Below are 14,011 nucleotides of genomic sequence, written 5' to 3'. Positions count from 1 at the left end.
GGAGCCGCGCCGGGCAAACCTCAAAAAGCCCACAGCATTGACGTGCTGTTTTTTGTGTCAGGTTACTTGCCCGGCCGTTGAGTCGGTTATGCCTTCACATATCTCGCGTCGCAAAACCAGAGGTGACTACTGAGCGATAGGAAGCGTCCGACTGAGGGAACAGCCTCGATGCTTCGGTAGTGTGTCCCTTTGGCGAGGATGGCCCAGGCGATCCTCGCCAATTTATTGGCCAGGGCACAGGCGACCACGTTCGAGTGTCGTCGCGCCAACAGACTGCGAATCCAGACGCCTAATGCATCCGTGCGGTGCTCGATGTGCTGCATGATGGTCCGCGCACATTGCACCAGCAGCCGTCGCAGTTCCTTGTCGCCGCGCTTGCTGATGCCCAGTAGCGTTGGTTTGCCGCCGGTGCTGTACTGTCGCGGCACCAGACCGACCGAAGCTGCAAACTGCCTTGCCGAACCATATTGATGGGCATCGCCCAACTCGGACACCAACATGCTGGCGGTCATCGGGCCAATGCCGGGAATCTCCAGCAGCCGTTCGCTGCGTTCATCCTCGTGTAGCTGGGGAAGCAGCTCACGTTCGAGCTGGCGGATCTGCTCGTCCAGATACTTGAAATGCGCCTGCAAGCGTTCGAGCACGACCACCAACCTCGGCGGCAACGATTCTGCCTCCAGCACGGTGGGGAGTCGCCGGATCGCTGCCATGCCGCACGGCAAGCTGATACCGAACTCCAACAGAAACGCATGCTCGGACGGGAAGCTGCTGCGCAGATCGCCTGGGCGTCCGCGAAATCGTTCTTGTTGCCTTGCCGGAACGGTTTGACGAATTGCGGAGAAATCAGCTTGGCCTCATGGCCCAGCGCTTGAAGTCGACGTGCGATCCAGTGAGCACCGGCGCAGGCCTCCATGACCACCATACAACGCGGAAAATTGCCCAGCAGCGTGAACATCTGGCTACGCGTGAGCTTTTCCTGCCTGACGCATCCTGTCCATGCAGGTGGAAGCAGTGCTTGCCGAGATCGACTCCGATCAGCGATACCGTGTCCATGATGGCCCTCCAGAAGGACAAAATCCTCACTCAGCGTGGTCCACTGAGTGAGGATCGGGCTGACCATCCTATTAAGCCCGGCACAGGCCGGGCTCGTTCGTTCGACTTCGGTGTTACGCGCGTCCGTCGCGCAATTCGCGCCGCAGGATCTTGCCGACGTTCGTCTTCGGCAGCTCCGTGCGGAACTCGACGAATTTCGGACGCTTGTAGCCGGTGAGCCGTTCCTTGCAGTACGCGAGGATGTCCTTGTCGGTAAGCGCCGGATCCTTCTTCACGACGAACAGCTTCACGGCTTCGCCCGAGTGCTCGTCCGGCACACCGACTGCCGCCACCTCGAACACGCCCGGGTGCGACGCCACCACGTCCTCTACCTCGTTCGGATACACGTTGAAACCGGATACCAGGATCATGTCTTTCTTCCGGTCGACGATCTTCACGTAACCGCGCGCGTCCATCACGCCGACGTCGCCGGTCTTGAAGAAACCGTCCGGGCACATGACCTTCGCGGTCTCTTCCGGCCGGTTCCAGTAGCCTGCCATGACCTGCGGCCCGCGGATGCAGATCTCGCCCGGCTCGCCGAGCGCGACGTCGTTGCCCGCGTCGTCGCGGATCGCGACCTCGGTCGACGGCAGCGGCAGACCGATCGTCCCGCTGTACTCGGTCGCCGTCACGGGATTGCAGGTCGCAACCGGCGATGTTTCAGACAGGCCATACCCTTCGACGATCGCCGTATGGGTCTTCTCATACCAGCGCTTGGCGACGCCTTCCTGGATCGCCATGCCGCCGCCGTTGGCGATCACGAGCTTCGAAAGATCCAGCTGGTTGAATTCGGGATGGTTCAACAGTGCGTTGTACAGCGTGTTGACGGCCGGAATCGTCGAGATCTGGTAGCCCTTCAACTCCTTGATCATGCCGCCGATGTCGCGCGGATTCGGGATCAGGATACCCATGCCGCCCGTGCGCATCGTCAGGAAACCGCAGACCGTCAGCGCAAACACGTGATAGAGCGGCAGCGCGACAACCGTCACGAACTGCTTCACCTCGGGGTACTTCTCGTGTGCGGGATGGTGCCACGCGCCGGCCTGCAGCACGTTCGACACGATGTTCCGGTGCAGGAGCGTCGCGCCCTTCGCGACACCCGTCGTACCACCCGTGTACTGGAGGAACGCGACGTCATCGGGGCCGAGCTTCTGCGACTTGAAGGTCTGCCGCGCGCCTTCCGACAGCGCGGCCTTGAAGCGCGTGAACGACGGAAGCTGCCAGGCCGGCACCATCTTCTTCACGTTGCGCACGACGTAATTGACGAGCCAGCCCTTGATGCCGAGCAGGTCGCCCATCGACGCGACCACGACATGCTTGACCGCGGTATTGGCAATGACGGCCTGCAGCGTCGACGCGAAATTCTCGAGGATGACGATCGCTTCCACCCCGCTGTCCTTCAGCTGATGTTCGAGCTCGCGCGGCGTATAGAGCGGGTTGACGTTGACGACGGTGTAGCCCGCGCGGAGTACCGCGACGATCGCCACCGGGTACTGCAGCACGTTCGGCATCATGAGCGCGACGCGCGCGCCGCGTTTCAGACCGCGCGACTGCAGCCACGCGCCGAACTGGCGCGACAGCACATCGAGTTCGCCATACGTGATGCTCTTGCCCATGCAGACGAACGCCTTGCGGTCGCGATACTGCTTGAAGCTTTCGTCAAGGAGATCCGGGATGGAAGGATACGGGGACGCGTCAATTTCGGCTGGAACGCCGGGTGGGTACGATTTCAGCCAAATTTTGTCCATACCGCGCGTCTCCTCACAGATTTTCGAATGGTCGTGCTAAAACGCATCGTAGCGGCTCGCCCGTCCCGAGACAACAGGGTTAGATGCCCACTTCGAACTTTCGAATGAATTCATCTGATCATATCTCGAACTTCGGTCAAATCCGCTCAACTTCAACGAGGCAATCGTAAAACGTCGCCGAGTTGCCGAGATCGGTCAGCGCCTGGCTCGTCACCTCGTTCGCGTTGCGCCCGTCCGGCGACAATTTCTTCCACCAGATCGACAACCCGACGACGAGCCCCACCCGCGCACGATCAGTCACTCTCGCAACCGCCTGCATCGATCCACGATCGTTGAAGATGCGTACGACGTCACCCTCCGCGATGCCGCGCGCATCGGCATCGGCCGGATGCATGTCGAGGTGCGGCTGGCCTTCCGTGCTGCGCAGGCTGTCCACGTTGACGAACGTGCTGTTCAGGAAATGCCGGGCCGGCGGCGATATCATCGCGAGCGGATAGCGGGCGGCGAGTTCGGGCGCGGTCTCCTCCGATTCGAACGGCGGCAGGTAGTCGGGCACCGGGTCCAGGCCCATCTGCTCGAGTCGCCCGCTGTAGAACTCGCATTTGCCTGACGGCGTGCGGAAACCGCCGTTCGCGAAAGGCGCGTCCGCCACCTTGAGCTTCAGCCAGCCGGCGCGCTTCAACGTTTCCCAATCACTTTCGAGCGCCGGATCGTCCCAACGGAGCGCAGCCTGCGCGACCTCTTCGTCGCTGTGATAAAGCGCGGGCTCGTCAAGCCCCATGCTGCGCGCAATGCCGCGAAAGATTTCAGTGTTCGGCCGTGCGTCGCCGACCGGCGGAATCGCCGGCAGATTCGCCATCACATACGTGTGGCCATATGACTTGTGGACGTCGAGATGCTCGAGCTGGGTTGTGGCCGGCAACACAATGTCGGCGAAATCAACGGTATCTGTCTTGAAGTGCTCGAGAACGACCGTGAACAGATCTTCGCGTGCAAACCCCGCGGCTACTTTCGACGAGTCGGGTGCGACAGCAATCGGATTCGAGTTGTAGACGATCACCGCTTCGACTTTCGGGCCGAAAGTCGCGTCGCCCGGATGCAGCAACGCATCGCCGATCGCATTCATGTTGATGATACGCGGCAGCTTGTTCGGCCAGCCGGGTATCAGATCGGGGCGCTGCAGCGCCGTCTGATCGACCGGTGCGGATTCCGACGACGACAGCAGCAGCCCGCCCGCCCGATCGCGCCATGCGCCCGTCAGCGCAGGCAGGCTCGCGATCGCGCGCACGGCATTGCCGCCGCCGCGTACGCGCTGCATACCGTAATTGAGGCGGATCGATGCCTTGCGGGTCGCGCCGTAACGACGCGTGAGTTCGATCAGTTCCGATGCTTCGATGCCGCAGATCTGTGCCACGCGCTCCGGCGGATAGGATAAGGCTCGCGCCTTGAGCGCCTCGAAGCCGAGCGTATGTTGCGCGATGTAGTCATGATCGAGCAGATCGTCGGTAATCAGCACATGCATCATGCCGAGCGCGAACGCACCATCGGTGCCTGGCTTCAGTGCGATGTGCTGATGACATTTCTCCGCCGTCAGCGAGCGATAGGGATCGATTGCGACCAGACGGGCGCCGCGACGCTTGGCTTCCTGCGCACGAGTCCAGAAATGCAGGCTCGATGCGATCGGATTGGCACCCCAGATCAGGATCAGCTCGCTTTCCTCGAAATGCTCGAGATGCATGCCGACGCTTCCGCCATAGGTATAGCGCAGCCCTGCCGCGCCAGCCGCGGCACAGATTGCCCGCTCGAGCCGTGACGCGCCGAGTTTGTGGAAGAACCGCTGCGCAATGCCTTCGCCCTGCACCAGCCCCATTGTTCCCGCATAGCTGTACGGCACGATCGCCTCCGGCCCGCGCGCGGCGATTTCCCCGAGACGACGACCGATCTCGTCGAACGCCTCGCTCCAGCTGATCGGCGCGAAACGCCCCTCCCCCTTCATTCCGACACGCTTGAGCGGGACGGTGAGACGGTCGGGATGATGAACGCGGTCGGCATAGCGGCTCACTTTCGTACACAACACGCCTTGTGTGGGCGGATGATCCGGATCGCCCGTTACCTTGATTGCCCGACCGTTTTCGATAGTCACGCGCATGGCGCACGTATCCGGACAATCGTGCGGGCAAACGGCCCGAGCTATCTGAGTGGCGGCGTTCATCGTTCTGGATGTGGCTGGGTGGAGATTCGCAAATTTTACGTGGACGGATCGAATAAGACGTCATTCTGTTCGATTTTCCCGTTTATTTGGCCCAAAAAGCGGGAACGGAGAGCGGTCGATATCGACGTTGGGCTGGCTTCCAACTGACGCTACGACGATATGGGTGTCGAGTTAGCGTGGGAGGCACCCCGGCGGTGGCTTCTCCGAGCGGAGCACGAATGGTCTCTTTGGCCGGGGATAGAAGCGAATAGGCCGGTGAATGGCTCAGAATGATGGAAAGTGGCAGCGATGCGTTATGGCTCGAGCAACAACGGGCGAGATCCGATTGTCTGAACGCAGTCGGGATACTGCGAGCGATTTGCATCGAGTGGCGATCTGGTCGATCGCATCCGCTCACTGGCACCAGCGACCAAGCCAACACCTGGCGGCCATCGCCCTTTTCCTTTTCCGACGCCACAAATGCAAAAACCCCCGCCTGTTCGGGCGGGGGTTTCTGGCTTAGGGAGCCTGACGATTACCTACTTTCACACGGGAATCCGCACTATCATCGGCGTAGAGTCGTTTCACGGTCCTGTTCGGGATGGGAAGGGGTGGGACCGACTCGCTATGGTCATCAGGCAAAGAGGGTTGTTGCGCTGCTTCGCAGCACAACCAATCTTGGAAGAAGCAGTAATTCAGGTTGTGTGTATCACACACGAGAATCCAACTTGTCCGACGCGCTCTCTAGCGCGAAACAGACTTGTTATAGGATCAAGCCTTACGGGCAATTAGTATCAGTTAGCTGAACGCATTACTGCGCTTACACACCTGACCTATCAACGTCCTGGTCTCGAACGACCCTTCAAGGGGATCTAGTCCCCAGGGATATCTCATCTTAAGGCGAGTTTCCCGCTTAGATGCTTTCAGCGGTTATCTCTTCCGAACATAGCTACCCGGCGATGCCACTGGCGTGACAACCGGTACACCAGAGGTTCGTCCACTCCGGTCCTCTCGTACTAGGAGCAGCCCCCTTCAAATATCCAACGCCCACGGCAGATAGGGACCAAACTGTCTCACGACGTTTTAAACCCAGCTCACGTACCTCTTTAAATGGCGAACAGCCATACCCTTGGGACCGGCTACAGCCCCAGGATGAGATGAGCCGACATCGAGGTGCCAAACACCGCCGTCGATATGAACTCTTGGGCGGTATCAGCCTGTTATCCCCAGAGTACCTTTTATCCGTTGAGCGATGGCCCTTCCATACAGAACCACCGGATCACTATGACCTGCTTTCGCACCTGCTCGACTTGTCGGTCTCGCAGTTAAGCACGCTTATGCCATTGCACTATCAGCACGATTTCCGACCGTACCTAGCGTACCTTCGTACTCCTCCGTTACGCTTTGGGAGGAGACCGCCCCAGTCAAACTGCCTACCATGCACTGTCCCCGACCCGGATCACGGGCCAAGGTTAGAACCTCAAACAAACCAGGGTGGTATTTCAAGGACGGCTCCACCGAAACTAGCGTTCCGGTTTCATAGCCTCCCACCTATCCTACACAGATCGGTTCAAAGTCCAATGCAAAGCTACAGTAAAGGTTCATGGGGTCTTTCCGTCTAGCCGCGGGTAGATTGCATCATCACAAACACTTCAACTTCGCTGAGTCTCGGGAGGAGACAGTGTGGCCATCGTTACGCCATTCGTGCAGGTCGGAACTTACCCGACAAGGAATTTCGCTACCTTAGGACCGTTATAGTTACGGCCGCCGTTTACCGGGACTTCAATCAAGAGCTTGCACCCCATCATTTAATCTTCCGGCACCGGGCAGGCGTCACACCCTATACGTCCACTTTCGTGTTTGCAGAGTGCTGTGTTTTTATTAAACAGTCGCAGCCACCAGTTTATTGCAACCCCTTCACCCTCTGCGCGCAGGCGCATCAAGCTACAAGGGCGTACCTTATCCCGAAGTTACGGTACCAATTTGCCGAGTTCCTTCTCCCGAGTTCTCTCAAGCGCCTTAGAATACTCATCTCGCCCACCTGTGTCGGTTTGCGGTACGGTCATCGTTAGACTGAAGCTTAGAGGCTTTTCTTGGAACCACTTCCAATTGCTTCGCTCCCTAAGGAGCTCGCGCCACACCCTTGAATTACGCACCCGGATTTGCCTAAGTGCCTTCTCCAATGCAGCGACCGGGACTTCCAACACCCGGACAACCTTCCGCGATCCGTCCCCCCATCGCATCTAACAATGGTGCAGGAATATTGACCTGCTTCCCATCAGCTACGCATTTCTGCCTCGCCTTAGGGGCCGACTCACCCTACGCCGATGAACGTTGCGTAGGAAACCTTGGGCTTACGGCGAGGGGGCCTTTCACCCCCTTTATCGCTACTCATGTCAGCATTCGCACTTCCGATACCTCCAGCACCCTTTACAAGGCACCTTCGCAGGCTTACGGAACGCTCTCCTACCATGCGAGCAAAGCTCGCATCCGCAGCTTCGGTATATAGCTTAGCCCCGTTACATCTTCCGCGCAGGACGACTCGATCAGTGAGCTATTACGCTTTCTTTAAAGGGTGGCTGCTTCTAAGCCAACCTCCTGACTGTTTTAGCCTTCCCACTTCGTTTCCCACTTAGCTATATTTGGGGACCTTAGCTGGCGGTCTGGGTTGTTTCCCTCTTGACACCGGACGTTAGCACCCGATGTCTGTCTCCCGTGATTGCACTCTTCGGTATTCGGAGTTTGCTATGGCGGGGTAATCTGCAATAGACCCCCCAACCATGACAGTGCTCTACCCCCGAAGGTGAGACACGAGGCACTACCTAAATAGTTTTCGGAGAGAACCAGCTATTTCCAGGTTTGTTTAGCCTTTCACCCCTATCCACAGCTCATCCCCTAACTTTTCAACGTTAGTGGGTTCGGACCTCCAGTACGTGTTACCGCACCTTCATCCTGGCCATGGATAGATCACCTGGTTTCGGGTCTACGCCCAGCAACTGAACGCCCTATTCGGACTCGCTTTCGCTACGCCTGCCCTATACGGTTAAGCTTGCTACTGAACGTAAGTCGCTGACCCATTATACAAAAGGTACGCCGTCACCCCTTACGAGGCTCCGACTGTTTGTATGCATGCGGTTTCAGGATCTATTTCACTCCCCTCCCGGGGTTCTTTTCGCCTTTCCCTCACGGTACTGGTTCACTATCGGTCGATCACGAGTATTTAGCCTTGGAGGATGGTCCCCCCATCTTCAGACAGGATTTCACGTGTCCCGCCCTACTTGTCGCACACCTAGTTCTTTCATACTGTTTTCGCCTACAGGGCTATCACCTGCTATGGCCGCACTTTCCAGAGCGTTCGGCTAACAATACAAATAAAGAGTGCAAGGCTCATCCCATTTCGCTCGCCACTACTTTGGGAATCTCGGTTGATTTCTTTTCCTGCGGTTACTTAGATGTTTCAGTTCACCGCGTTCGCTTCACATGGCCTATGTATTCAGCCATGGATACTCCAAAAGGAGTGGGTTTCCCCATTCGGACATCTACGGATCAAAGCTCGTTTGCCAGCTCCCCGTAGCTTTTCGCAGGCTACCGCGTCCTTCATCGCCTGTGATCGCCAAGGCATCCACCACATGCACTTGTTCGCTTGACCCTATAACGAGTCTGTCTTGCGACAGTCGCTACAGGTTGAGTTCTCGCGTTGTGCCGTATTCCAATTGAGTCAAACATAGAGTTCGAATCATCTTGAGATACATCGATACAATCACAACCCGGATAACTTCCACGTCCATCTCAAGACGCTTCCGCTATCCAAATTACTTACTTCTTCCAGATTGTTAAAGAACGACAGCCGATACATACTACGTATCCTCTGACTGGCTCAATCGCCAATGACAAGGACTCGAACAACGCTTCGTTCGAACGCTTGTCATTGAAGATTGGTGGAGGCAGACGGGATCGAACCGACGACCCCCTGCTTGCAAAGCAGGTGCTCTCCCAGCTGAGCTATGCCCCCATGAGTACAGATTGCCTCAGGGTGTACCGCCGGCTAAGACGGTGGTGGGTCTGGTTGGATTCGAACCAACGACCCCCGCCTTATCAAGACGGTGCTCTAACCGACTGAGCTACAGACCCCTGAGTCTGTCTTTAAATTTACAGCCGATAAGCGTGAGCGCTCAACTTGTGCGAGAAGCTCTGGAAAGGAGGTGATCCAGCCGCACCTTCCGATACGGCTACCTTGTTACGACTTCACCCCAGTCATGAATCCTACCGTGGTGACCGTCCTCCTTGCGGTTAGACTAGCCACTTCTGGTAAAACCCACTCCCATGGTGTGACGGGCGGTGTGTACAAGACCCGGGAACGTATTCACCGCGGCATGCTGATCCGCGATTACTAGCGATTCCAGCTTCATGCACTCGAGTTGCAGAGTGCAATCCGGACTACGATCGGTTTTCTGGGATTAGCTCCCCCTCGCGGGTTGGCAACCCTCTGTTCCGACCATTGTATGACGTGTGAAGCCCTACCCATAAGGGCCATGAGGACTTGACGTCATCCCCACCTTCCTCCGGTTTGTCACCGGCAGTCTCCTTAGAGTGCTCTTGCGTAGCAACTAAGGACAAGGGTTGCGCTCGTTGCGGGACTTAACCCAACATCTCACGACACGAGCTGACGACAGCCATGCAGCACCTGTGCGCCGGTTCTCTTTCGAGCACTCCCACCTCTCAGCAGGATTCCGACCATGTCAAGGGTAGGTAAGGTTTTTCGCGTTGCATCGAATTAATCCACATCATCCACCGCTTGTGCGGGTCCCCGTCAATTCCTTTGAGTTTTAATCTTGCGACCGTACTCCCCAGGCGGTCAACTTCACGCGTTAGCTACGTTACTAAGGAAATGAATCCCCAACAACTAGTTGACATCGTTTAGGGCGTGGACTACCAGGGTATCTAATCCTGTTTGCTCCCCACGCTTTCGTGCATGAGCGTCAGTATTGGCCCAGGGGGCTGCCTTCGCCATCGGTATTCCTCCACATCTCTACGCATTTCACTGCTACACGTGGAATTCTACCCCCCTCTGCCATACTCTAGCCTGCCAGTCACCAATGCAGTTCCCAGGTTGAGCCCGGGGATTTCACATCGGTCTTAGCAAACCGCCTGCGCACGCTTTACGCCCAGTAATTCCGATTAACGCTTGCACCCTACGTATTACCGCGGCTGCTGGCACGTAGTTAGCCGGTGCTTATTCTTCCGGTACCGTCATCCCCCGGCTATATTAGAACCAAGGATTTCTTTCCGGACAAAAGTGCTTTACAACCCGAAGGCCTTCTTCACACACGCGGCATTGCTGGATCAGGCTTTCGCCCATTGTCCAAAATTCCCCACTGCTGCCTCCCGTAGGAGTCTGGGCCGTGTCTCAGTCCCAGTGTGGCTGGTCGTCCTCTCAGACCAGCTACTGATCGTCGCCTTGGTAGGCCTTTACCCCACCAACTAGCTAATCAGCCATCGGCCAACCCTATAGCGCGAGGCCCGAAGGTCCCCCGCTTTCATCCATAGATCGTATGCGGTATTAATCCGGCTTTCGCCGGGCTATCCCCCACTACAGGACATGTTCCGATGTATTACTCACCCGTTCGCCACTCGCCACCAGGTGCAAGCACCCGTGCTGCCGTTCGACTTGCATGTGTAAGGCATGCCGCCAGCGTTCAATCTGAGCCAGGATCAAACTCTTCAGTTTAAACCTGTTACTGTTTTCGGTTCTTTCGAACCGGTCGCTCACTCAAAGCTGACAGGTATATGAATCACTTCATAAACCTGACTTACTTTAGTGTGAGACTCTTGATACTTTCGCTATCTGATCCGAGGATCAGCTCGCGGCCATCAAGCGCCCACACTTATCGGCTGTTAATTTTTAAAGAGCGTTTCTGCGAGGAACTTCGTGTTTCTCAGCAGCGCTGCGTTTTCAGCAGCAGAGAAGCGAGATTATGAACCGTGTTTCTCAGTTCGTCAACAACTTTTTTAACTGCTTCGTTGCGACGGCTGGGGTTCAACTCCGTGTGCGCCGGGGCTCTACAACCCGCCCTCAACCGCACCGCTTCCCTTCTTCCCCCGCGCCGCGTTTCCGTTAGCGCGAAAGAGGCGTGATTCTAAGCACCCCACCCCGTCTCCGCAACCCCCTTTGTGAAAATATTTTGAAAAAGCCCCCGTGCGCTGCCGCGCACGGGGGCTTGGAGCTCGTTGCACCAGGCAACCATGCCGGCGACGGATACCCGTCGCTCGCCAAGCCGCCCACCCCGCCACCGGATCAACGGTTCTTGAATACCGGCTTGCGCTTCTCGACAAATGCCGCCATCCCTTCCTTCTGATCTTCAGTCGCGAACAGCGAATGGAACAGCCGACGCTCGAAATGGACGCCTTCAGCCAGCGTCGTCTCATACGCACGGTTCACCGACTCCTTGACCATCATGACCGCCGGCAGCGAAAACTCGGCGATCGTCGTCGCTGCGGCAATCGCTTCATCGAGCAACTTGTCGGCCGGCAGCACACGCGACACGAGCCCCGCCCGTTCCGCCTCGGCTGCATCCATGAAGCGTGCGGTCAGGCACATGTCCATGGCCTTCGCCTTCGACACCGCGCGCGGCAGGCGCTGCGTGCCGCCCGCGCCGGGCATCACGCCCAGCTTGATCTCGGGCTGGCCGAACTTGGCCGTATCTGCCGCAAAGATGATGTCGCACATCATCGCGAGCTCACAGCCGCCGCCGAGTGCGAAGCCCGCCACGGCCGCAATGATCGGCTTGCGGATCTCGCGGACGGTCTCCCAGTTACGGGTGATGTAGTCGCCGCGATAAACATCCATATAGGAATAGGTCGCCATCATGCCGATGTCGGCCCCCGCCGCGAACGCCTTCTCGCTCCCCGTCACGACGATCGCGCCGATCTCGTCGTCCGCGTCGAATGCTTTCAGTGCGGCACCCAATTCATCCATCAGTGCATCGTTCAGCGCATTCAGCGCCTTCGGACGGTTCAGCGTGACCAGCCCGACTCGCCCCCGGGTCTCCACCAGGATGTTCTCGTAAGACATCTATTTCTCCTCGATCAATGAAATGAGAAACGCCTCGCACACGCGAATAGTTTGATGCTACCATTCTCCGACCAACCGGTCGGTTAATTAATCGATCCAACCCCTCTCAACATCCATCAGGCCGCCGTCATGACCCATGCACTGTTCACGAAGCACGAAGACACGCTGAACCACGCCCTCGCCGCCATCGAAAGCCGCGGGTACTGGAGCCCGTTCGCGGAAATGCCGAGTCCCAAAGTGTACGGGGAAAGCGCTAACGCCGATGGTGAAGCTGCGTTCAAAGCACACCTCGGCAACACGTTCGTGCTCGACCAGCCGGCGTCCGGCGGAACCGTCGGTGCGGAGCAGTCGCCGTACGGGATCGCACTTGGCATCCGCTATCCGAAATCGACGCCTGACGAACTGGTTGCAGCGGCCGCCGTTGCCCAGCGTGCATGGCGCGAAGCAGGCCCGAGCGCCTGGATCGGCGTAAGCCTCGAAATCCTCGCGCGCCTGAACCGCGCGAGCTTCGAGATTGCCTACAGCGTGATGCACACCACCGGCCAGGCGTTCATGATGGCGTTCCAGGCCGGCGGCCCGCACGCGCAAGATCGCGCGCTCGAAGCGGTCGCCTATGCCTGGGACGAACTGCGCCGCATCCCCGCCGATGCGCACTGGGAAAAGCCGCAAGGCAAGAACCCGCCGCTCGCGATGCACAAGCGCTATACGATCGTCCCGCGCGGCACCGGCCTCGTGCTCGGCTGCTGCACGTTCCCGACCTGGAACGGCTACCCCGGTCTGTTCGCCGACCTGGCGACCGGTAACACGGTAATCGTCAAACCCCACCCGGGCGCGATCCTGCCGCTCGCAATCACGGTCCGCATCGCCCGCGACGTGCTCCGCGAAGCCGGCTTCGATCCGAACGTCGTCACGCTCCTCGCGACCGAGCCGAACGACGGCGCCCTCGTGCAAGACCTCGCGCTGCGTCCTGAAATCAAGCTGATCGACTTCACGGGCAGCACGCAAAACGGCACGTGGCTCGAACGCCATGCCCATCAGGCACAGGTGTATACCGAGAAGGCTGGCGTCAACCAGATCGTGATCGATTCGACCGACGACCTGAAGGCCGCAGCCAAGAACATCGCGTTCTCGCTGGCGCTGTACTCCGGCCAGATGTGCACGGCACCGCAGAATATCTACGTGCCGCGCGACGGCATCCGGACGGCAGACGGCCACGCGAGCTTCGACGAGGTCGCCCAGGCGATCGCCGTATCCGTGCAGAAGCTGACCGGCGACCCGGCGCGCTCGGTCGAACTGATCGGCGCGATCCAGAACGACGGCGTGACCGCGCGCATCGACGACGCCCGCAAGCTCGGCCGCGTGCTCGCCGACAGCCAGACGCTCCAGCACCCGACGTTCGCCGACGCTCGCGTGCGCACGCCGCTAGTGCTGCAGCTCGACGTGGCTGACCGCGCGAAATTCACGCAGGAGTGGTTTGGCCCGATCTCGTTCGTGATCGCGACCGACTCGACCGCACAGTCGCTCGATCTCGCCGGCGAAATCGCCGCGGAGCATGGCGCGCTGACACTCTCCGTCTACAGCACCGACGACAAGATCCTCGACGCCGCGCACGATGCGGCGGTGCGTGGCGGCGTCGCGCTGTCGATCAACCTGACGGGCGGTGTGTTCGTCAACCAGTCGGCCGCGTTCTCCGACTTCCACGGCACCGGTGCGAACCCGGCCGCCAACGCCGCGCTGGCCGACCCGGCGTTCGTCGCCAACCGGTTCCGCGTGGTGCAAAGCCGCGTCCATGTTGCGCCGAAGGCCGTAACCGCGGAAGCCGGCCAGACGGCATAACCCGAATGGCCGACGTGCAAACGCCGCCACGTTCTCTACCATGAACGAATCCGCCAGCCGGCGGGTTCGCTG

At 58.8% G+C, this 14,011-nt stretch carries 4 protein-coding genes, 2 tRNA genes, 3 rRNA genes and 1 pseudogene; 1 reads left to right on the top strand and 9 read right to left on the bottom strand.

Going from position 1 to position 14,011, the window contains the following annotated elements; genetic code table 11:
• Positions 1-167: 167 nt before the first annotated feature.
• From AC1Z3W_RS21015 to AC1Z3W_RS20975, 9 genes and pseudogenes are all read right to left on the bottom strand, one after another.
• A pseudogene (locus AC1Z3W_RS21015) lies at positions 168-1,053 on the bottom strand (IS110 family RNA-guided transposase); the annotation flags it as partial.
• 113 nt (positions 1,054-1,166) lie between these two features.
• Entirely contained in the window at positions 1,167-2,840 is a 1,674-nt protein-coding gene (locus tag AC1Z3W_RS21010; protein WP_124835860.1) for a long-chain fatty acid--CoA ligase, read from the bottom strand.
• Between the two features lie 136 nt (positions 2,841-2,976).
• Positions 2,977-5,052: a molybdopterin-containing oxidoreductase family protein gene (locus tag AC1Z3W_RS21005; protein ID WP_124835859.1), complete on the bottom strand. Its 2,076-nt coding sequence runs from the start codon at positions 5,050-5,052 to the stop codon at positions 2,977-2,979.
• A 505-nt stretch (positions 5,053-5,557) separates the two neighbouring features.
• A 5S ribosomal RNA gene (gene rrf / locus AC1Z3W_RS21000) occupies positions 5,558-5,670 on the bottom strand.
• A 128-nt stretch (positions 5,671-5,798) separates the two neighbouring features.
• A 23S ribosomal RNA gene (locus AC1Z3W_RS20995) occupies positions 5,799-8,680 on the bottom strand.
• 287 nt (positions 8,681-8,967) lie between these two features.
• Positions 8,968-9,043: transfer RNA gene (locus tag AC1Z3W_RS20990), tRNA-Ala, on the bottom strand.
• A gap of 42 nt (positions 9,044-9,085) precedes the next feature.
• Positions 9,086-9,162 (bottom strand) — tRNA-Ile (locus tag AC1Z3W_RS20985).
• A 64-nt stretch (positions 9,163-9,226) separates the two neighbouring features.
• Positions 9,227-10,759 (bottom strand): 16S ribosomal RNA (locus tag AC1Z3W_RS20980).
• Together the 16S, 23S and 5S rRNA genes with 2 tRNA genes alongside form the textbook arrangement of a ribosomal RNA operon.
• Before the next feature lie 567 nt (positions 10,760-11,326).
• Entirely contained in the window at positions 11,327-12,103 is a 777-nt protein-coding gene (locus tag AC1Z3W_RS20975; RefSeq protein WP_006762438.1) for an enoyl-CoA hydratase, read from the bottom strand.
• A gap of 129 nt (positions 12,104-12,232) precedes the next feature.
• Between AC1Z3W_RS20975 and paaN the strand changes: the two genes are divergently transcribed.
• Positions 12,233-13,939, top strand: a complete 1,707-nt coding sequence (paaN, locus tag AC1Z3W_RS20970; RefSeq protein ID WP_057924676.1) for a phenylacetic acid degradation protein PaaN — start codon at positions 12,233-12,235, stop codon at positions 13,937-13,939.
• Positions 13,940-14,011: the final 72 nt, after the last annotated feature.

The organism is Burkholderia sp. 10_S31, assembly GCF_056930375.1.
Note: the sequence above shows the minus strand (reverse complement) of the source record. Positions and strands in the feature narration are given on the sequence as shown.

Bases quoted from the DNA above. Each gene is read 5' to 3' on its own strand.
- AC1Z3W_RS21010 (WP_124835860.1), bottom strand. From the start codon at position 2,840: ATGGACAAAATTTGGCTGAAATCGTACCCACCCGGCGTTCCAGCCGAA.
- AC1Z3W_RS21005 (WP_124835859.1), bottom strand. From the start codon at position 5,052: ATGAACGCCGCCACTCAGATAGCTCGGGCCGTTTGCCCGCACGATTGT.
- AC1Z3W_RS20975 (WP_006762438.1), bottom strand. From the start codon at position 12,103: ATGTCTTACGAGAACATCCTGGTGGAGACCCGGGGGCGAGTCGGGCTG.
- paaN (WP_057924676.1), top strand. From the start codon at position 12,233: ATGACCCATGCACTGTTCACGAAGCACGAAGACACGCTGAACCACGCC.